Origin of the sequence: Pseudoalteromonas rubra (genome assembly GCF_005886805.2) — a bacterium.
Classification (GTDB): domain Bacteria; phylum Pseudomonadota; class Gammaproteobacteria; order Enterobacterales; family Alteromonadaceae; genus Pseudoalteromonas; species Pseudoalteromonas rubra_D.
The window spans coordinates 4,284,970-4,305,996 of the sequence record NZ_CP045429.1 but is presented as its reverse complement, the minus strand read 5'-3'; the positions used below and the strand labels follow the sequence as shown (position 1 = coordinate 4,305,996).

Here is a 21,027-nt window from a genome sequence, read left to right as displayed (position 1 = left end):
TTCAGTTTACTGAATGACGCACAAAAATTTAGAGTCTCAACTGAACTGAGTGACTAACATAGTCAATTCGTTTTGATTTTACTTTTTTAAAAGTAGAAACAGACAAAATCAGAATTCATTGAGCATGAAACTTCGGTTTCAAAAAACTTTTAATTGAAGAGTTTGATCATGGCTCAGATTGAACGCTGGCGGCAGGCCTAACACATGCAAGTCGAGCGGTAACATTTCTAGCTTGCTAGAAGATGACGAGCGGCGGACGGGTGAGTAATGCTTGGGAACATGCCTTGAGGTGGGGGACAACCATTGGAAACGATGGCTAATACCGCATAATGTCTACGGACCAAAGGGGGCTTCGGCTCTCGCCTTTAGATTGGCCCAAGTGGGATTAGCTAGTTGGTGAGGTAACGGCTCACCAAGGCGACGATCCCTAGCTGGTTTGAGAGGATGATCAGCCACACTGGAACTGAGACACGGTCCAGACTCCTACGGGAGGCAGCAGTGGGGAATATTGCACAATGGGCGCAAGCCTGATGCAGCCATGCCGCGTGTGTGAAGAAGGCCTTCGGGTTGTAAAGCACTTTCAGTCAGGAGGAAAGGTTAGTAGTTAATACCTGCTAGCTGTGACGTTACTGACAGAAGAAGCACCGGCTAACTCCGTGCCAGCAGCCGCGGTAATACGGAGGGTGCGAGCGTTAATCGGAATTACTGGGCGTAAAGCGTACGCAGGCGGTTTGTTAAGCGAGATGTGAAAGCCCCGGGCTTAACCTGGGAACTGCATTTCGAACTGGCAAACTAGAGTGTGATAGAGGGTGGTAGAATTTCAGGTGTAGCGGTGAAATGCGTAGAGATCTGAAGGAATACCGATGGCGAAGGCAGCCACCTGGGTCAACACTGACGCTCATGTACGAAAGCGTGGGGAGCAAACAGGATTAGATACCCTGGTAGTCCACGCCGTAAACGATGTCTACTAGGAGCTGGGGTCTTCGGACAACTTTTCCAAAGCTAACGCATTAAGTAGACCGCCTGGGGAGTACGGCCGCAAGGTTAAAACTCAAATGAATTGACGGGGGCCCGCACAAGCGGTGGAGCATGTGGTTTAATTCGATGCAACGCGAAGAACCTTACCTACACTTGACATACAGAGAACTTACCAGAGATGGTTTGGTGCCTTCGGGAACTCTGATACAGGTGCTGCATGGCTGTCGTCAGCTCGTGTTGTGAGATGTTGGGTTAAGTCCCGCAACGAGCGCAACCCTTATCCTTAGTTGCCAGCGATTCGGTCGGGAACTCTAAGGAGACTGCCGGTGATAAACCGGAGGAAGGTGGGGACGACGTCAAGTCATCATGGCCCTTACGTGTAGGGCTACACACGTGCTACAATGGCATATACAGAGTGCTGCGAACTAGCGATAGTAAGCGAATCACTTAAAGTATGTCGTAGTCCGGATTGGAGTCTGCAACTCGACTCCATGAAGTCGGAATCGCTAGTAATCGCGGATCAGAATGCCGCGGTGAATACGTTCCCGGGCCTTGTACACACCGCCCGTCACACCATGGGAGTGGGTTGCTCCAGAAGTGGATAGCTTAACCTTCGGGAGGGCGTTCACCACGGAGTGATTCATGACTGGGGTGAAGTCGTAACAAGGTAGCCCTAGGGGAACCTGGGGCTGGATCACCTCCTTATCGACTTAGAACTAATTTGTTCGAAGTGTCCACACAGATGATTGTTGCTTGGTAAGGTAACTTACTGAGTGATATTGCTCTTTAAAAATTTGGAAAGCTGATATTAAATTCTCGGAATGACAATGAAAATTGTTGTTCTATAGAGTTTTCGAAAGAAAAATGCCGATTAATCATTTAGTGATTAATTAGCGTCTACTTTAGTATTACTTAACTTCTGGCGAAGTTAAAACTGTCTTTAGCAGTGCAATTCAAAACTATTTTGGGTTGTATGGTTAAGTGACTAAGCGTACACGGTGGATGCCTTGGCAGTTGGAGGCGATGAAGGACGTACTAACTTGCGATAAGCCTAGTTGAGCCAGTAAGAGGCACTTGAGACTAGGATTTCCGAATGGGGAAACCCGGCCCTTTGGGTCATCATGCAGTGAATACATAGCTGTATGAAGCGAACGCGGAGAACTGAAACATCTAAGTACCCGTAGGAAAAGAAATCAACCGAGATTCCGAAAGTAGCGGCGAGCGAAATCGGATTAGCCCTTAAGCTTTAATGTAGTTAGTGGAACATTCTGGAAAGTATGACGATACAGGGTGACAGTCCCGTACACGACAACTTATTTAAAGTGAAATCGAGTAGGTCGGAGCACGTGAAACTTTGACTGAATATGGGGGGACCATCCTCCAAGGCTAAATACTCCCAACTGACCGATAGTGAACCAGTACCGTGAGGGAAAGGCGAAAAGAACCCCTGTGAGGGGAGTGAAATAGAACCTGAAACCGTGTACGTACAAGCAGTAGGAGCCCCTCGAGGGTGACTGCGTACCTTTTGTATAATGGGTCAGCGACTTATATTCTGTAGCAAGGTTAACCATTTAGGGGAGCCGTAGCGAAAGCGAGTCTTAACTGGGCGCTTAAGTTGCAGGGTATAGACCCGAAACCCGGTGATCTAGCCATGGGCAGGTTGAAGGTCAGGTAACACTGACTGGAGGACCGAACCCACTAACGTTGAAAAGTTAGGGGATGACCTGTGGCTAGGAGTGAAAGGCTAATCAAACCGGGAGATAGCTGGTTCTCCCCGAAATCTATTTAGGTAGAGCCTCGGACGAATACTTACGGGGGTAGAGCACTGTTAAGGCTAGGGGGTCATCCCGACTTACCAACCCTTTGCAAACTCCGAATACCGTAAAGTACTATCCGGGAGACACACGGTGGGTGCTAACGTCCATCGTGGAGAGGGAAACAACCCAGACCGTCAGCTAAGGTCCCAAAGTGTATGTTAAGTGGGAAACGATGTGGGAAGGCTAAAACAGCTAGGAGGTTGGCTTAGAAGCAGCCATCCTTTAAAGAAAGCGTAATAGCTCACTAGTCGAGTCGGCCTGCGCGGAAGATGTAACGGGGCTAAACATACCACCGAAGCTACGGCTGCATACTTTGTATGCGGGGTAGGGGAGCGTTCTGTAAGTGGCTGAAGGTGTGCCGGGAGGCATGCTGGACATATCAGAAGTGCGAATGCTGACATGAGTAACGATAATGCGGGTGAAAAACCCGCACGCCGGAAGACCAAGGGTTCCTATCCCATGTTAATCAGGGTAGGGTGAGTCGACCCCTAAGGCGAGGCTGAAGAGCGTAGTCGATGGGAAACGGGTTAATATTCCCGTACTTGGTATAAATGCGATGGGGGGACGGAGCAGGCTAGGCAAGCATGGCGTTGGTTGTCCATGTGAAAGGCTGTAGGCTGGTGACTTAGGAAAATCCGGGTCGCTAAGGCTGAGAGTCGAGACGAGCCACTACGGTGGTGAAGTTGTTGATGCCCTACTTCCAGGAAAAGCCTCTAAGCTTCAGTTTATATCGAATCGTACCCTAAACCGACACAGGTGGTCAGGTAGAGAATACTAAGGCGCTTGAGAGAACTCGGGTGAAGGAACTAGGCAAAATTGTACCGTAACTTCGGGAGAAGGTACGCTCTTACTTGTGAAGACTTCGCGTCGTAAGCAGGCGAGAGCCGCAGTGACCAGGTGGCTGGGACTGTTTATTAAAAACACAGCACTGTGCAAAATCGTAAGATGACGTATACGGTGTGACACCTGCCCGGTGCCGGAAGGTTAATTGATGGGGTTAGCTTAGGCGAAGCTCTTGATCGAAGCCCCGGTAAACGGCGGCCGTAACTATAACGGTCCTAAGGTAGCGAAATTCCTTGTCGGGTAAGTTCCGACCTGCACGAATGGTGTAACCATGGCCACGCTGTCTCCACCCGAGACTCAGTGAAATTGAAATCGCAGTGAAGATGCTGTGTACCCGCGGCTAGACGGAAAGACCCCGTGAACCTTTACTACAGCTTGGCACTGAACATTGACCCTACATGTGTAGGATAGGTGGGAGGCTTTGAAGCGCAGTCGCTAGATTGCGTGGAGCCGTCCTTGAAATACCACCCTTGTAGTGTTGATGTTCTAACTTAGGCCCCTAATCGGGGTTGAGGACAGTGCCTGGTGGGTAGTTTGACTGGGGCGGTCTCCTCCCAAAGAGTAACGGAGGAGCACGAAGGTTGGCTAAGTACGGTCGGACATCGTACGGTTAGTGTAATGGTAGAAGCCAGCTTAACTGCGAGACAGACACGTCGAGCAGGTACGAAAGTAGGTCATAGTGATCCGGTGGTTCTGAATGGAAGGGCCATCGCTCAACGGATAAAAGGTACTCCGGGGATAACAGGCTGATACCGCCCAAGAGTTCATATCGACGGCGGTGTTTGGCACCTCGATGTCGGCTCATCACATCCTGGGGCTGAAGTCGGTCCCAAGGGTATGGCTGTTCGCCATTTAAAGTGGTACGCGAGCTGGGTTTAGAACGTCGTGAGACAGTTCGGTCCCTATCTGCCGTGGGCGTTTGAGAATTGAGAGGGGCTGCTCCTAGTACGAGAGGACCGGAGTGGACGAACCGCTGGTGTTCGGGTTGTCATGCCAATGGCATTGCCCGGTAGCTACGTTCGGAATCGATAACCGCTGAAAGCATCTAAGCGGGAAGCGAGCCTCGAGATGAGTTCTCACTTTAACTTTAAGTTAACTGAAGGGCCGTTGAAGACTACAACGTTGATAGGCGAGATGTGGAAGTGGTGTGAGCCATTGAGCTAACTCGTACTAATTACCCGTGAGGCTTAACCATACAACGCCAAAGTGGTTTTGTTTGTTAGAAGTTAAGAAATAAAGTAGACGATAAGAATTTAATACGCTTTTCCAGATTTTAGTGAGATGTTGATAAACATCTTGCGCAACAGTTTATGCTTGGTAACCATAGCATTTTGGAACCACCTGACTCCATGCCGAACTCAGTAGTGAAACGAAATAGCGCCGATGATAGTGTGGGGTTTCCCATGTGAAAGTAGGACATTGCCAAGCTCCAAATAAAAGAAAGCCCGATTCGAAAGAGTCGGGCTTTTTTGCGTTTTGGGTAGTTTAAAAAAGCTGTAGATAGAATAGTATCGCCTATTCATCCATGAAGCTGGGTTGGATCGTAAAACTTGTACTGAACAACCTTTGGGGACACTTCCTGGTGGAGGGCTCCCTGCTCGGCGTCCATGCCTCGCGTTCATTGCGCTGCGAAGCGGTGCTTCGGTCACAATTCACCCATGTGAAAGTAGGACATCGCCAGGGCCTAATAAAAGAAACCCGTTGCAGCAATGCAGCGGGTTTTTTGCTTTGTGCGATTTAAAAAAGTTGTATAACTGCCCGCTCACAAAGCCCACACCACCGTTATCCCGCACTTGATGCGGGAACTACTCACAGGCTACACGGAGAGTATATGAATGACATACCGACCCGGTGGTCATTCTCATAAGTCGGTATGTGAATACCTCTCTTACTTATGTGATTGATCAAAAATAATTGCCCCTATTTTAAATAAATTTAAATCTCCTCAGTTTTAATTTCTCAGGCCTTCACCTTCTAATGCCTAAAGAATGAAGGTATTAAAATGCTTCATTTTACTATATATGTGAATTAAAAGTTCAAGTGGGATCTTGCTTTGCTGGGTTTGTGGGAATAAATATGCTTGATCTGTTCTTTTCGACCATGTTAAAACATAGGCAATTCATCAACAGGACCAATGCCCACATGCAAATTATTACGTTGTCACTATCGCTTAACCTCTTACTGCTTAGCTGTAAGAGCGGGGCGTAGTTGCGCGTAAGGGCAGCAACACGATAAACCCCGCACACTGTGCGGGGTTTTTTTATGCTTAAACGAGGACATCAGGTATGCAAGATAAGGTTTGGATATTCGACACGACATTAAGAGATGGAGAGCAGGCGCTTAAAGCCAGTCTGACGGAAGAAGATAAAATTCTGCTCGCGCATACCATTAGTCGTTTAAATGTGGATGTGATGGAAGTTGGTTTTCCGGTCTCAAGCCCGGCTGACTTTCGAGCCGTACAGCGTATCGCAAGAGAGATTACCGGACCAAGCATCTGTGGCTTGGCACGCGCTGTCAGCAAGGACATTGAGGCTTGTGGAGAAGCACTAAGGCCAGCAGAGAAGCGCCGTATTCATACATTTATTGCGACCAGCCCCCTGCACCTGGAACATAAACTCAGAATGTCGCTGGATGATGCGACCGAGATGGCGGTGAAATCGATCAAGCTGGCACGCAACTATACCGATGATGTCGAGTTTTCGTGTGAAGATGCTGGTCGCACCCCTTATGGCGATTTATGCCGCATTGTTGAGCGGGCAATCGATGCCGGCGCCAGCACCATTAACTTGCCTGATACGGTGGGTTATGTCACGCCAGATGAGTATGCAGCAATGATCCATCATATTCGTCACAATGTCCCAAATATCGACAAGGCGCGCCTGAGCGTCCATTGCCATAACGATCTTGGCCTGGCTGTCGCAAACTCTATCGCTGCGGTGCAGGCTGGTGCGAGACAAATCGAATGTACCATTAATGGTATTGGTGAGCGTGCGGGTAATTGCTCATTAGAAGAAGCGGCGATGATCTTAAAAATGCGCGAAGACCACTTGCAGGTGAGCTGTGATATTCGCAGTGAAGAGATTTACCGCGCATCACGTCAGGTTGCCAAGATTTGCAATATGCCAGTACAACCGAACAAAGCGATTGTTGGCGAAAACGCCTTTGCGCACAGCTCAGGGATCCATCAGGATGGGGTGCTAAAAGCACAAAATACCTATGAGATTATGTCACCCGAAACCGTCGGTGTTCCCAATAATCAGCTAAATATGACGTCGCGTTCTGGTCGCCATGTGATTGAACATCGACTGAGCGAATTGGGTTATCAGCAATCTGACTACGATATGGACTCTCTCTATGACAGCTTCCTGGCCTTGGCCGATCAAAAGGGCACTGTATATGACTATGACTTGGAAGCGATGATCCACTTCAATCAGATCACCGATAAAGATGATTTTTACCAGTTGCAATTTGTGAATGCGTCATCGAATTCTCAGTCGATCGCCAGCGCAACTGTTGGGATTGCTATGGGTGAGCAATTAAAACAGGAAGCTGCTACGGGTAATGGCCCGGTGGAAGCCGCATTTCTGGCACTTGAGCGTATTACTGGGAAGACAGTTGATATTGTCGAGTACAACCTGGATGCAACCGGGCAGGGGGCCAGCTCACTGGGGCAGGTCGATATGATAGCCAAATACGATGGTCGCCAGTACCACGGTACTGGGCTGGCAGCCGATGTGGTGGAAGCGTCTGTGCACGCCATGATCCACGTTTATAACTTAATTCACCGAGCCGCCAAGGTCTCGAGTTTGAAACAACAAAGGAAAGCAGGATGAGTCAATCAAATTATCAGATAGCAGTATTAGCCGGCGATGGCATTGGACCTGAGGTGATGGCTGCCGCTGAGCTGGTGCTAGATAAAGTCAGTGAGGTATTTGGTATTGGCTTAGAGCGCCAACATCATGCCATAGGCGGCGCGGCCATTGATGCGTATGGTGTTGCGTTGCCCGATACAACTTTGGCAGCCTGCGAAGCATCAGATGCGATTCTGTTTGGTTCTGTTGGCGGACCTAAGTGGGAACATTTGCCTCCTCAGGAGCAGCCTGAACGCGCTTCTTTGTTGCCGCTGCGAAAGCATTTCGGGCTGTTTTGTAATCTGCGTCCGGCGCAATTATTGCCAGCGCTGAGCGCCGCCTCTCCATTAAGGGCTGATATTAGCCAGCAGGGCTTTGATATTTTGTGCGTGCGTGAGTTAACCGGTGGCATTTATTTTGGCGATAAAGGTCGTGAAGGCAGTGGTGCAGAAGAAGCCGCATTTGATACTCAACGTTACAGCCGTAAGGAAATAGAACGTATTGCTCGTTTTGCATTCGAAGCAGCCCGACTAAGAAGCAACCGGGTCACATCGGTTGATAAAGCCAACGTACTGGCATCGAGTGTTTTATGGCGTGAAGTGGTGTGTGACATCAGCAAAGATTATCCGGATGTTGAACTGGAACATATTTATATTGATAACGCGGCAATGCAACTGGTGAAGCAACCTGGGCAGTTCGACGTACTTTTGTGTGACAACTTGTTTGGCGACATTCTGTCAGATGAATGTGCCATGATCACCGGCTCCATGGGCTTGCTACCGTCAGCTAGTCTGAATCAGTCTGGGTTTGGCTTGTATGAACCAGCGGGCGGATCGGCGCCAGATATTGCCGGAAAAGGTATTGCTAACCCAATTGCGCAAATCCTCAGCGCAGCCCTGATGTTGCGTTACTCGTTGGCACAGGATGAAGCGGCAAGACGTATAGAAAAGGCCGTCGCAGAAGCCGTCGCAGCTGGTGTGGGGACTCCGGATATCTATCCACAAGGGGGCTACACTACGTTGGATGTGGCTCATGCAATTGTCGAGCGGATCTAAGCGGATTTCAGATTAACAACAGGATGTAGCAAGTGGCACATACATTATACGACAAAATCTGGCAGGCCCATGTGGTCGCCAGTATTAACGAACAAACCGATTTACTCTATATCGACAGGCATCTGGTACATGAAGTGACCTCGCCGCAGGCATTTGCTGGCTTACGTGAAAAAAATCGCGCGGTACGTTGCCCGCATAAAACCTTTGCGACCATGGATCACAATGTGTCGACCAAAACTCGCTCTATTGATGCGGCAAGTGAAGTCAGTAAAAACCAGCTTCAGGCTCTGGCACAGAACTGTCAGGAGTTCGGCATTGAGCTTTATGATCTGAGCTCAGTGAATCAAGGCATTGTGCATGTGATGGGTCCTGAGCAGGGGATCACCTTGCCTGGCACAACGATCGTTTGCGGTGACAGTCATACCTCAACGCATGGTGCATTTGGTGCATTGGCCCATGGGATCGGTACCTCTGAGGTAGAGCATGTGTTGGCAACTCAGACTCTTCAGCAGAAGAAAGCAAAATCATTGAAAATTGAGATCATAGGCACATTGCGGCCCACTGTCACAGCCAAGGATCTGATCATGGCTGTGATCGGTAAACTGGGGACTGCCGGGGGCACGGGCTTCGTCGCGGAGTTTTGCGGTACGGCTATTGAGGCCTTGTCAATGGAAGCGCGGATGACACTGTGCAATATGAGTATTGAAATGGGCGCTAAGGCTGGATTGATCGCGCCGGATCAGACGACGTATGATTATCTTAAAGGTCGCCCGTTCGCACCGCAGGGCGAAGAGTTTGATCAGGCCGTCACCTACTGGCAAACTCTGCACACCGATCCCGACGCAGTCTTTGATAGCGAAGTGATCATCAGTGCTGATGAGATCCAACCTCAGGTCACCTGGGGCACCAGCCCTGAGCAAGTGATCGGGATTGATGAGGCCATTCCGGATCCGGAAATTGAACCGGATCTGATCAAAGCTGAGGCCATGCGCAGTGCATTGCGTTACATGGGACTTCGGGCAGGCCAGAAGCTGACCGATGCGAAAGTGGATACGGTGTTTATTGGCTCTTGTACTAACAGCCGCATTGAAGATTTGCGTGCCGCGGCTCAGGTTGTAGCAGGCAAACAGGTTGCCAGTGGCGTTGAAGCGCTCATTGTGCCGGGGTCAGGTTTGGTCAAGCAACAGGCTGAACGCGAAGGGCTGGCGGACATTTTTACGGCAGCCGGCTTTGAATGGCGTGAACCGGGTTGCTCTATGTGCCTGGCAATGAATGACGATCGACTTGGGATGGGTAAACGCTGTGCGTCAACCTCCAATCGCAATTTCGAAGGGCGTCAGGGTCGCGGTGGCAGAACCCATTTAGTGAGCCCTGCAATGGCCGCGGCTGCTGCGATTGCGGGTCACTTTACTGATATTCAAGGAGAGCAGGCATGAGCGTCTTTCACTGCGGTTTGTTAGCACCGCTGGATAAAAATAATGTCGATACTGATCAAATCATTCCAAAGCAATTTTTAACATCCACCAGCCGGGACGGTTTTGACAAGGCGCTTTTTTACGATTGGCGCTACACAGATCTGGGAGAGCCGGATCCGGAGTTTATCCTTAACGCGCCTCAATATCAGGGGGCCAGTGTACTGCTGACACGGGATAACTTTGGCTGCGGATCATCGCGTGAACACGCACCCTGGGCATTAAAACAATACGGTTTTACGGTGATCCTGGCACAGAGTTTTGCTGATATCTTTTTCAACAATTGCGGCAATAATCAGATGCTGTGCATTAGCCTGCCTGCAAGCACCCTGGATAGCCTGTTTGGCTTGTGTGAACGTCAGGCCGATATTCAGATTGAAGTTGATCTGGCAGCTCAGCAGTTACGCAGTGAGCATTTTGCGCCGATCGCGTTTGATGTCCGTCCGGATATCAAAGCTCGTTTGCTCAGTGGATTGGACTTTATCGGCGAAACTGAGCAGCTAAATACCCAGATAGACAAGTTTGAACAGCAACTTCAGGCAGCGCGTCCCTGGCAGTAGCTGTTCGATCGCCGCATTTAATTGGCAAAGGCCGCGAAGTGGATTACGCTGCGGCCTTTATTATTTTTAGGAACATTGATATGAAACTCGTTTATGCAGCCGCTTTACTTGTCAGTGGCACTGTAATGGCGCGTCCGGCTCCTTTAGTGTCTATTCCCACGCATGATGCGTTTTTTGATCAACTCAAGCAACATTGTGGTAAAGCATATGAGGGTAAAGTGACGGTCGATAATCAGGGACCCAGTGCGTTCAGCGATGCGCGCCTGATCATGCATGTGCGTCGTTGTAACGATCAGGAGCTGCAAATTCCGTTTCATGTTGGAAAAAATGCCTCGCGCACCTGGATCATTACCAAGACTGGTAGCGGTCTGAGCCTGAAGCACGACCACCGTCATAAAGATGGCAGTGATGATGAATCGACTATGTATGGTGGCCATACTGTCGATGCGGGCTACGACAACGTGCAATCTTTTCCTGCTGATCAGTACTCTAAAGAGTTATTTGTGAAGCGCGGTATTCCGCAATCAGTGGGCAACACCTGGCAGATGTATATTTACGATGAGCGTTTCACCTATCGCCTGGTCAGAGAAGGGCGTGAGTTCAGAGTCGACTTTGACCTGACCAAGCCGGTTCAGGCACCTAAAGCACCCTGGGGTTATCAGGACTAATTGGGTTACACAGCTCAGTGTGAATACTGAGCTGTGTGATTATTTCGGGTTTTTCACGCAACGTACTTCTACTTGCAGGTCGGGCTCGTACGCTCTCGGGTAAGTCGGTAAACGGTCAAAACTCTGCACGCCTGCGAGTAGTACCAGCTGTGGCAAACGACCCTGGCACAACCGTTGACTATGCCTGAGTAAAAACACACTTTGTTGCAAAAAGTGTTGATAACTATCCGATTTTATCTGTAAATAGTAGTGATCGTCATTATACTTAATTTGGTCATAGTGCACTTTGTGATCAAAGTCATACAACTTTTCGACGACGCCATTAGGTGGCGGCGTGTAGCTGCTGCAGGCACTGGCAAGTAAAGTGAGTGCAACTACTGGTAGCGTGCATCGTACTTGTTTAATCACCTGTGTTGTCATAAAGCCGAGCTGTGCCATATAAAACCTGATAATCCATCTTCGTCTTGATGAAGTGTAACATATTTGGGAGGTGCGCTTGTTTGCACAACTGAGAAAGTTCATAAATAACCTGGCTCAACAGCCAGAGTCTCAACAGGCACCTGACTTTACGACAGCATTGGCTGCATTGATGGTGGAGATTATGCGCGCCGATGGTGAAACCCACGCGGATGAATGCCATATGATTGCTCGGCTGCTGACCCAGCATAGTGGCATTTCAACACAGGCCAGCGGGCTCATTCGCGATCAGGCCATCTCTATGGTAGATGAAGCGATTGATTTGCATCGATTTGTGCGTGTTGTGAACGCACATACCGGGGAACTTGAGCGTATCGAAGTGATTGAATTACTTTGGTTAGTGGCCTATGCCGACGGTCGTTTAGATCCCCACGAAGAACATATGGTCCGAAAAATCGCAGGCCTGCTGTACGTGGCACATGCTGACTTTATCTCAGCCAAACTCACTGCCCGTCAACAGCTCGGGCTCACTGATTAGTGAGTGAGCTGCGCGGTACCTAACTCGGTTTTGCAGGACTGAATGGCTTCTTTGATCAGGAAATTCACCAGTGTAGGTGAAATACTGTACATCTGAGCAATTTCTTTTTGCTTTAACCGTCCGTCACGATAAAAGCTCACCACGTTCTGATGGCGCTTAGACAGCTTCGCAATGGTGTGATTCACTTTTTCTGAGAGCTGTGCATCAATGAAGCGGGTTTCAATATTAGACTCTTCATCATCAAAGTGCTCACCATGCACAGATTCCATATCAACCAGACTTTCTCGACTTTGTTTGCGCAACATGTCAATGGCAATATTGCGGGCAACCTGATAGCAAAAACTCTTCGAATTTTTAACCTGGCAGTTCTGACAGGCTGACATACCAGACAAGCGAATAAAGGTATCTTGTAACGCATCCTCAGCGAGATAGGGGCAACGCAGAATGTTGTTTAAATAAGCAAGTAGCTTGGCTTCGTTTTCTGCAATGACATTTGACCACTTTTCACACGACTGCGGCACGGTAAGTTCTCCTGGTGTATTTGATTTAGATCCGTTATGGCGAATGATAATAGTTATCACTATTATGTTATTTCCTTTTGTCTTTTGTCGTCAAGTAGTTTTCTACTCCCGTTTGGCCCTTTAGTGGGTTCTTGATAGCGCACACCTTGCGAATCATGCCTGTGCTGGTTTACCTGCAGACCTGAGATAACGCGGTGTTGTGGATTGAACGCATTGGGGTGGTTTTTTGTTTTTATCTCGCGTCTAGCAGGGGAAGCCCCTCATTCTCTTTTCTGGGGCTTTTGCGTATTTTTAAACAAAAGGATTAATATGAAATCATTTACACTGGGCTTTGCAGGGCTCGCTATTTTGATGGGCAGCACACAGGCTGCCCCACTTTTCCCCCCAGCCCTGACAAACCCGCATAGCAACGAAGCTGTAAGCGTCACCCGCACCCAATTCGGTATCGCCCATGTCAAAGCACACAGTTTGTATGGGCTGGGCTATGGTAATGCTTATGCCCAGGCGCAAGATCATAGTTGTCTGCTGGCTGACGGTTACTTGCGACTGCGCGGAGAGCGGGCGCAATATCTTGGTGCACATCGTAATGAGGGAGATAATTACTTCCTGATGTCGGATATTGGCTATCGTATTCTGGACCTGCCCGGTCGAGCCACACAGCAATATTCGAGTTTATCGGCGAGTACGCGTGCATTGGCGGAAGGCTTTGCTGCGGGATACAATCAGTATCTTGAGGAAGTAGCCGCGGGTAACGCGCAACTGGACGAGATTTGTCGCGATGCTCCCTGGGTTAAGCCGATAACGGCACAGGATGTGATTGCTAACGTATTGCTTATGGGTGTGCAGGGTAGTGTGGGTAGGCTACTACCACAGCTAGTGCAGGCAGGGCCAGATAGTGAGACAACCCCAGCACAACAGAGTTACTCGATGACACTGACACCCGCTGAGCAGCTCACACAGGGGTCAAATGGTTGGGCGATTGGTAAAGCCCTGAGCCACAATGGACGAGGTATGGTGCTCGCCAACCCTCATTTTCCGTTCAATGGTAATTTTCGCTTCTGGACACATCACGCCACTGTACCCGGTGAGCTGGATGTGATGGGGGCGTCCGTTCTCGGGATGCCTGGTGTGGTCAATATCGGCTTTAACCGCAACCTGGCCTGGACCCACACCTATTCAACGGCACTACATCATGTGTTTTATGAACTGACGCTGGACCCGGACAACCCACGCCGATATCGTTATAAAGGTCAGTGGCATACGATGCGCGAACGTCACATCCAGGTTCCGGTTAAAACGGCTACCGGGATGCAAACGCACACCCATACTGCGTATGCCACACAGTTTGGTTTAATGCTTGAAGATCCTGAGCGCTTCCCCTGGCAGGGTGGGGTTGCCTATGCCGTCAGTGATGTAAATCTGGATAACTTCTCAGCAATAGACCATTGGTTGTCATACAACCGGGCCGCATCAGTAGCGCAATTGCGCGAAGCATCAAGGCGGTTTAATGGCTTGTCTTTTAATAATACGCTGGCAGCGGATAAATATGGTAACGCCTTCTATACCGACGACTCCAATGTCCCTAACCTGTCAGCGGCTGCTCTACACTGGTTACAGACTGACCCAAAATCTGCTGCTATTTTTGCCGCCACAGGTCAGGTGGTGTTGCCTGGCGATCGTGAAGAGATGATGTTTGATGGTGCCGTTGAGCTGGCCGAGGCACCGTCACTTAGCCGTCGTGATTATGTGCAAAACTCCAATGATTCTTTCTGGCTGAGCAATGCCTCACAACCACTGCGCAATGTCTCTCCTTTGTATGGTCCGGTGGATGTACAACAAACGGAGCGTAGTCGGTATGCTTATGCGTTATTGCGCTCAGGGTCAGGACGAGATGGTCGTTTCAACCTGGACGAACTGGAGCATATCATGCTCGGTAACGGCAGTTATTTTGCCAGTGAGCGCGGTGTTATCGCCGGCTTATGCCAGCAATATGCGGGCCAACGTTGGGCTTTGAACGAACAGCTTGAAGTTGATGTAGATCCCGTCTGTGCGGCGTTCGCACAATGGGATGGACGCTTTGACCTGACATCGAAAGCGGCACATCTGGCGCGCGAATTTTTCCGTGTGCTCGACAGGCGTCAGGATTTTGTGGTGCCGTTTAATCCCAGGTTTCCAACTACCACACCGCACACGATTAAATCTGACCCTGAGATCCTGAAAAAATTGCTCCGTGCTGCGGCTGATCTGCAGCACTATGGTTTTGCACTGGATGCGCCATTTGCTGAGATCCAGTATATGCAAAAGGGCACGGAGCGTTTGTCGTGGGCTGGGCCTGAACATCAAAGTGGCGGGTTCAATGTGTTTGCAACCCACAATACGATGGATCTGACCAGTTTTGCCGCGCAGCCATCGGCGCCACTTACCAGTGTGGTTGATGGGCGACCATTATGGTCTGGACTACGTGAGGCAGGCTATGGTGTGAACTTTGGTTCTAGCTGGATGATGGTGGTGGGCTTTGATGACAATGGTCCGGTTGCCCGCGGTTTGCTGAGTTATTCGCAAAGTGCCAATCGTGACTCAGAGCATTTTAGTGACAGTAGCCGCCATTATAGTGCGCAACAGGGGTTGGTCGAATTGCCATTTTATCCCTGGCAGGTGTCAATCAATAAGCTCAGTACGACCAAACTGATCGTGAAAAAAGACTAAAAAACCCGGACTGTCGCGCGTCACTATGCCGACAGTCTGATTTTTGGAGAAAACGATGAGCTTTGATAACGAAAATGGCACCTTCAAGGTCCTGATTAACCAGGAAGAACAATATTCACTTTGGCCCAGTTATAAAAGCGTGCCCGGTGGCTGGCAAGATGTGGGTGTTGAAGGCGATAAAGAGACTTGCCTGGCCTACATCAATGCGCACTGGACTGATATGCGTCCATTAAGCCTTCGCCAGGCGATGGATCAGTAAGTTTCCCGGCGCCGCCTGAACAGTTTAGATGCTGAACAGCGCCAGTGCGCGGCTAATATCCATCGCACTGCCTTGCCACACTGCCAGTTTATTCACGGAGTACCCCATGACCGCCACGACGATAATGGATCGCCTTGCCCACCATGCAGCACAACAGCCACAACAAACCGCGCTGATCTGCGTAGATAAAAAAGCACACACACGCTGGAGTTTTCAGGCGTTGTATGAACAGAGTTTACAGCTGGCAGGGCATCTGCAGCACCACGTCAGTGCGGGTGATCGTGCCTTGATCCTGATGGATACCGGCATTGAATATGTGACCAGCTTTCTTGCTTGTCAGCATTTGGGCGTGACTGCCATACCTAGTTTTCCACCCGAGTCGACGAAAGCGCAACATATTGCTCGTACCGTGGGGATTGCCGAAGATGCCAGTGCTCGCCTGGTGCTGACAACTTCGCGATTCACAGAAACAGTCGCGGGTATGTGCGAGGCACTGGATGGGATTGTTATGCAGGTGGTAGACGAATTAAACACGCCTGCGCCTGAAGCACCGCGCCACTCAGCGCACAGTGACGAGATTGCCTTCTTACAGTACACCTCGGGCTCAACCGCCAAACCAAAAGGCGTGATGGTCAGTCATGGTAATTTGCTGGCCAATGAAGCGGTGATCACCGAACGAATGCAAACAACTCAATCCGATGTGATGGTCAGTTGGTTGCCGCTGTTTCATGATATGGGACTGATAGGTGGACTGTTGCAGCCTATCTACGTCGGTTATCCGTTGGTATTGTGTTCACCGCGTTTCTTTATGGAACGTCCGGCTCGCTGGCTACAACTGATCGGTGAATATGGCGGCACTGTCTCTGGCGGCCCCGACTTTTCTTTCCGCCTGTGTCTGGAGCGGATCCGTGACAAGCAGCTGGCAGATTTGGATCTGAGCACTTGGCGCGTTGCGTTCTCGGGTGCAGAACCAATCCGCCACGATACCCTGTTGGATTTCGCGGAGCGTTTTGCACCGCAGGGCATGCAAGCGTCGGCCATTTACCCATGCTATGGTCTGGCTGAGGGTACTTTGATGGTGACTGGCACAGAGGCCGGTGGTGGTGCCGTGATCCGTGCCTTTGACAATCAGGGACTAGCATCGGGCCGGGCAGAAGTAGTCGATGCCCGTGATCTCCGGGACAGTGACGCATACTGCCATCAGGTTGGCTGTGGCCAGGTTGCCAGCAACCACCTGCTCAGGATCACGTGTCCGCAATCGCATCGCGCACTGGCTGATGGTGAAATTGGTGAGATCTGGTCTGCCGGACCCAGTATTGCACTGGGCTACTGGCAGAATGAGCAAGCCACCCAGGATACGTTTGTTGAGCTCGATGGACATCGCTGGCTGAGAACTGGTGATGTTGGTTACGTATTCGACGGTCAACTTTACATCTCAGGTCGACAAAAAGACTTGATCATTATGAATGGCCACAATGTCTATCCGCAGGATATTGAGCGGGCTATTGAGGCTGAACTGAGCTTTGTGCGCAAAGGTCGGGTGTCGGCGTTTCCGGTGCCCAGTGAAGACAGTGGCGAAGGCATTGGCCTTGCAATCGAAACCAGCAACAGCTATCGCAATGAGGTTCCCGCACAGCAAACAGCGTTAATTGTACGTGACTTTATTACTGAGCATTTTGCTGCCTGTCCGGAGCTGGTATTGCTGTTAGATCAGGGGGGCTTGCCAAAAACCTCTAGTGGTAAGCTTCAGCGCAGTGCCTGTTTGAAGTTACGTAACGCCAATGAACTGGCCAGTTATGGTGATTTTGACCTGACTCAGCTGCAACAGCTCACGGCGCAAGGCTCATTGCCAGGCAACGCACACTGGGATGAGCTGACCCAGCAGCTGGCACAATGCTGGCAAAGTGTGCTGCGTTATCCGGTCAATCATGATGATGCGGATTTCTTTGCGCTGGGAGGCAGCTCAATCAAAGCGGCGCAATTACTGGCGCGAGTCCAGAATGAGCTGGATTGTCAGCTCGACCCTAGCAGTTTATTTGCAGCGCATCGCTTTGGTGATTTCTGTCAGCGTGTAAGAGACGTAAAAGATGCACCCAGCGTGCAGATCACCCCTCAACAGTTGAGCGATTACCCGCTCAGCGCACAGCAGCAAAGACAATTATTCTTATGGCAACTGGAGCCCAATAGCAGCGCTTATCACATTGGTGCGACCATGCAGTTAGCCGGTAAAGTGGATCCGCAACGACTTGAGCAGGCCTGTGCTCAGGTGCTGGCCCAACAACCCGCGTTGCAACAAGCCTATTTTAAAACGACGGATGGCCAGTGGCGTCAGCGCACTGCTGCACAGCCCTTACAGTGGCAATTTCATGATCTATGCAATGCCGCAGATGCGAGCACTCAGGCTGACGCATTACAGCGCACTTGCTATGAAACGCCGTTTGCGCTGGGCGACGGAGAGAATTTCCGTGCTGCATTGATCAGTGAGTCTGACCAGACACATCGCCTGGTGCTGGTCATGCACCATATTGCCAGTGATGCCTGGAGCTTCGATTTGTTGTTGGGGGCGATCTCGCGTCACTATAACGCGTTGTGTAACAACGCCGAGGATGGCGGTGTGCTTGAATATAATGACATCCAGTATGGGGACTTTGCACTATGGCAGCAGGAGTGGCTGACCTCTGAAGCTGCCGCGACGCAGCTGAACTACTGGCAGGAACGGCTGGATGGCCAAGGGGATGAGGAGTTACTGGCACCCGAGCAGGCGAGACGCAGTGATTTGGCAGCGCCAATGGGCGTGATGCGTTTTACCTTGGATCACAAACACACCGATAAGCTGCAACAGCTTGCACATAGTCAAAGTGCCAGTCTGTTCATGCTGTTATTGAGTAGTTTGCAGGTGTTGTTTTATCGCCTCAGTGGCAAACGTCAGCCGCAGATTGGCGTGGCGGTTGCCAACCGTAACCTTGCGCAGTTACACAATCTGGTTGGCTTTTTCATCAATACTCAGGTGATCCGTGGCTCGGTATCACCGGAGCAAAGTTTTACTCAGTTGCTGGAAGCTTGCAAACAAACGGCACTGGACGCACAGCGTTATCAGGACTATCCGTTTGAAAAGCTGGTGGAAGTGCTGAATCCACAGCGTGCATTGGGACAGACGCCGCTGTTTCAGGTGATGTTTAACCATCTTGAGCAGGATGTGGCTAAGACACTGACGCTGGCCGACTGTACCACAGTCGATGCGCAATCGTTGCAACAGCAGGCGCAGTTTGACCTCAGTATCGACTCACGGCTGGATGAGCAGGGTCAGCTGAGCATTGAACTACAGTACAATCAGGCGCTCTATCAACAGAGTACCATTGCACGCTTGTCCGAGGCGTATCAGCAACTGCTTAATCAGCTGCCACAACAAGCACAGTTGGCAATTGGTAATCTGTCTTTAGGCGCTGAGCAGGCACAATTACCTGAGGCAGCAACGGGGACTGCAGCTTCGGCGCCGGCTGCTCAGTGGCTGACATCGGTCAGCGAGTATGCTGCTAGTAACCCGGATGCAACCGCGGTGATCTTTGACGATCAACATTATAGCTATGAGTGGCTGGAGCAAACGGCCAACCGGCTTGCCCATGGTCTGATTGGCCAAGGTCTGGGTGGTCAGGTGGTCGGGATTATGCAGGCACGAAAACCCCTGATGCTGGCCTCGGTGCTGGCCTGTTTAAAGGCCAGTGCTGCCTACTTGCCATTGGACCCTAACTTCCCGCAAACGAAGCTGGCACACATGGTCAATGACAGTGGTTGTGCCGCTATCTTGGGTGAACAGACTGACATCACCTTGCCTGTGTCTTGTATTTCTCCACTGGCGTTACTCAGTGAATATCACGAACACAGCACTGTACCGGTTGTGGTCCATCATGCCCGGTCTCTGGCCTATTTAAACTACACCTCTGGCTCGACGGGTCTGGCGAAAGGCGTGGCGATTGAGCATCAGGCGCTGGCCAGCTACATAGAGTCGGCAAAAGTCTTTATTGCATTGAGTCATCAAGACGTTGTACTGCAATTTGCCACCATTAATTTTGATGCCTTTGTGGAGCAAGTGTTCCCCAGCTGGGCAGTGGGTGCTGCTGTGGTTTTGCGTGGTGATACGCTGTGGGACGCTGAGACCCTTTATCAACAGGCGCAGCGCCACGGTATTACCGTGATGGATCTCAGTGCCGCTTATTGGCGCAGCATTGCCGCCAGTTGGGCGCGAATGGCGACCACCACGCCATTGTCACTGCCTAATTTGCGTCAGGTACACTCAGGCGGTGAGGCGATGTCAGAGCAGGGCATTTCGGACTGGCGCGCAGCAGGTCTGGGTGAGGTTCGCCTGCTGAATACCTATGGACCGACAGAGATTGTGGTTGAGGCGGCCATTCATGATTGCCGCACGCTGAATGCGGGCGAGGTTGTGCCGCTGGGCCATGCCCTGAATGGACGCCGTCTTTACGTACTGGATCACAACCTTCAGCCTGTGGCCGAAGGTCAGGTGGGCGAGCTGTATATCGGCGGAGATATCCTGGCGCGCGGGTACTGGCAACGTCCGGCACAGACGGCAACCAGCTTTATCGCCGATCCGTTTGCGGATACTGGTGCTCGCATGTACGCCAGTGGTGATCTGGTTAGCTGGCAAAATGGTGCGCTGCATTATCATGGTCGCAGCGACCACCAGGTTAAAATTCGCGGCTTCCGGGTTGAACTGGGTGAGATTGAGACCCGTCTGACACAGCTGCCAGATGTGGATATGGCAGTGGTGATCACCGAGCAGCAGGCGCAAGCTTTAAGCCTGATAGCCTATGTACAAAGCGACCGTCATGATGATCCAGACTATGTAGTCAGGCTCAAGCGAGCGCTGGCTGAGCAGCTACCTGATTACATGGTCCCGGCGCAGATTGTGGCACTGGCACAGTTGCCCATCAATGCCAGCGGCAAGCTGGAGCGTCAGCAACTACCAAAAGTAACATCCGCGCAGGCCCCGTCAGTCAGCACGGCTGCCAATCAGACCGAGCAGGCACTGGAAGCGGTCTGGGCGAAGCATCTGGCGATGAGTCAGGTTGATCGCAATGCGAACTTCTTCGATTTAGGAGGGCATTCGTTACTGCTGATGGCGGTCTTCGACGATTTGAAGCCACAGTTTGCTCAGTTACAACTGACCGACTTATTTGCCTATCCCAGCATTGCGAGCCTGGCAGCATATCTGGACCAGTCACAAACAACACAGTCACAAACAAACAGCGCCCCGAGTGGCGCCCGGCAGCGTCGCGGCATGGGCGCCGTCGCTGCCCGCAAACGTAAAGTAAGAGAATCATAAT

The 21,027-nt window shown here is 50.7% G+C and carries 11 protein-coding genes and 3 rRNA genes; 12 read left to right on the top strand and 2 right to left on the bottom strand.

The window, feature by feature from the left end; all coding sequences use genetic code 11:
- Positions 1-150 precede the first annotated feature (150 nt).
- The 8 genes from CWC22_RS18410 (at position 151) to CWC22_RS18375 (ending at position 11,244) form a co-directional block, all read left to right on the top strand.
- Positions 151-1,683 (top strand): 16S ribosomal RNA (locus CWC22_RS18410).
- 270 nt (positions 1,684-1,953) lie between these two features.
- Positions 1,954-4,833 (top strand): 23S ribosomal RNA (locus CWC22_RS18405).
- Between the two features lie 118 nt (positions 4,834-4,951).
- Positions 4,952-5,066 (top strand): 5S ribosomal RNA (rrf, locus tag CWC22_RS18400).
- The 16S, 23S and 5S rRNA genes sit together here, the layout of an rRNA operon.
- A gap of 857 nt (positions 5,067-5,923) precedes the next feature.
- Entirely contained in the window at positions 5,924-7,471 is a 1,548-nt protein-coding gene (leuA, locus tag CWC22_RS18395) for a 2-isopropylmalate synthase (protein ID WP_138538863.1), read from the top strand.
- Positions 7,468-8,544: a 3-isopropylmalate dehydrogenase gene (gene leuB / locus CWC22_RS18390; protein ID WP_125558658.1), complete on the top strand. Its 1,077-nt coding sequence runs from the start codon at positions 7,468-7,470 to the stop codon at positions 8,542-8,544. The genes leuA and leuB overlap by 4 nt, the downstream gene beginning before the upstream one ends.
- Before the next feature lie 32 nt (positions 8,545-8,576).
- On the top strand, positions 8,577-9,980 hold the full coding sequence (gene leuC, locus CWC22_RS18385; protein ID WP_138538864.1) for a 3-isopropylmalate dehydratase large subunit: 1,404 nt from the start codon (positions 8,577-8,579) through the stop codon (positions 9,978-9,980).
- A complete protein-coding gene (gene leuD, locus CWC22_RS18380; RefSeq protein WP_125558662.1) occupies positions 9,977-10,576 on the top strand; it encodes a 3-isopropylmalate dehydratase small subunit in 600 nt (199 codons plus the stop codon). The genes leuC and leuD overlap by 4 nt, the downstream gene beginning before the upstream one ends.
- 80 nt (positions 10,577-10,656) lie before the next feature.
- On the top strand, positions 10,657-11,244 hold the full coding sequence (locus CWC22_RS18375) for a hypothetical protein (protein WP_010383865.1): 588 nt from the start codon (positions 10,657-10,659) through the stop codon (positions 11,242-11,244).
- A 39-nt stretch (positions 11,245-11,283) separates the two neighbouring features.
- On the opposite strand, the gene CWC22_RS18370 is transcribed toward CWC22_RS18375, so the two are convergent.
- Positions 11,284-11,682 carry a hypothetical protein gene (locus CWC22_RS18370; protein WP_138538865.1) on the bottom strand — a complete coding sequence of 133 codons (399 nt, stop codon included), beginning with the start codon at positions 11,680-11,682 and terminating at the stop codon, positions 11,284-11,286.
- A 52-nt stretch (positions 11,683-11,734) separates the two neighbouring features.
- Here CWC22_RS18370 and CWC22_RS18365 point away from each other — a divergent pair, with 52 nt between their 5' ends.
- Positions 11,735-12,199 (top strand): TerB family tellurite resistance protein, encoded by a 465-nt coding sequence (locus CWC22_RS18365; protein WP_326838524.1) that lies wholly within the window; start codon positions 11,735-11,737, stop codon positions 12,197-12,199.
- Here the strand turns inward: CWC22_RS18365 and CWC22_RS18360 are convergent.
- Positions 12,196-12,720: an RNA polymerase sigma factor gene (locus tag CWC22_RS18360; RefSeq protein WP_010383862.1), complete on the bottom strand. Its 525-nt coding sequence runs from the start codon at positions 12,718-12,720 to the stop codon at positions 12,196-12,198. The two genes, CWC22_RS18365 and CWC22_RS18360, sit on opposite strands and share 4 nt — an antisense overlap.
- 309 nt (positions 12,721-13,029) lie before the next feature.
- Here CWC22_RS18360 and CWC22_RS18355 point away from each other — a divergent pair, with 309 nt between their 5' ends.
- From CWC22_RS18355 to CWC22_RS18345, 3 genes are all read left to right on the top strand, one after another.
- Positions 13,030-15,426: a penicillin acylase family protein gene (locus tag CWC22_RS18355; protein WP_138538867.1), complete on the top strand. Its 2,397-nt coding sequence runs from the start codon at positions 13,030-13,032 to the stop codon at positions 15,424-15,426.
- A gap of 55 nt (positions 15,427-15,481) precedes the next feature.
- Positions 15,482-15,685 carry an MbtH family protein gene (locus CWC22_RS18350; RefSeq protein ID WP_125558671.1) on the top strand — a complete coding sequence of 68 codons (204 nt, stop codon included), beginning with the start codon at positions 15,482-15,484 and terminating at the stop codon, positions 15,683-15,685.
- A 106-nt stretch (positions 15,686-15,791) separates the two neighbouring features.
- Positions 15,792-21,026 (top strand): non-ribosomal peptide synthetase, encoded by a 5,235-nt coding sequence (locus CWC22_RS18345; RefSeq protein WP_138538868.1) that lies wholly within the window; start codon positions 15,792-15,794, stop codon positions 21,024-21,026.
- The last annotated feature ends 1 nt before the right edge of the window (position 21,027 follow it).

What these genes read in the sequence shown, in the direction of transcription:
- CWC22_RS18370 (WP_138538865.1), bottom strand. Translation starts at nt 11,682, where the DNA reads ATGGCACAGCTCGGCTTTATGACAACACAGGTGATTAAACAAGTACGA.
- CWC22_RS18350 (WP_125558671.1), top strand. Translation starts at nt 15,482, where the DNA reads ATGAGCTTTGATAACGAAAATGGCACCTTCAAGGTCCTGATTAACCAG.
- CWC22_RS18355 (WP_138538867.1), top strand. Translation starts at nt 13,030, where the DNA reads ATGAAATCATTTACACTGGGCTTTGCAGGGCTCGCTATTTTGATGGGC.
- CWC22_RS18375 (WP_010383865.1), top strand. Translation starts at nt 10,657, where the DNA reads ATGAAACTCGTTTATGCAGCCGCTTTACTTGTCAGTGGCACTGTAATG.
- CWC22_RS18345 (WP_138538868.1), top strand. Translation starts at nt 15,792, where the DNA reads ATGACCGCCACGACGATAATGGATCGCCTTGCCCACCATGCAGCACAA.
- leuD (WP_125558662.1), top strand. Translation starts at nt 9,977, where the DNA reads ATGAGCGTCTTTCACTGCGGTTTGTTAGCACCGCTGGATAAAAATAAT.
- leuA (WP_138538863.1), top strand. Translation starts at nt 5,924, where the DNA reads ATGCAAGATAAGGTTTGGATATTCGACACGACATTAAGAGATGGAGAG.
- leuB (WP_125558658.1), top strand. Translation starts at nt 7,468, where the DNA reads ATGAGTCAATCAAATTATCAGATAGCAGTATTAGCCGGCGATGGCATT.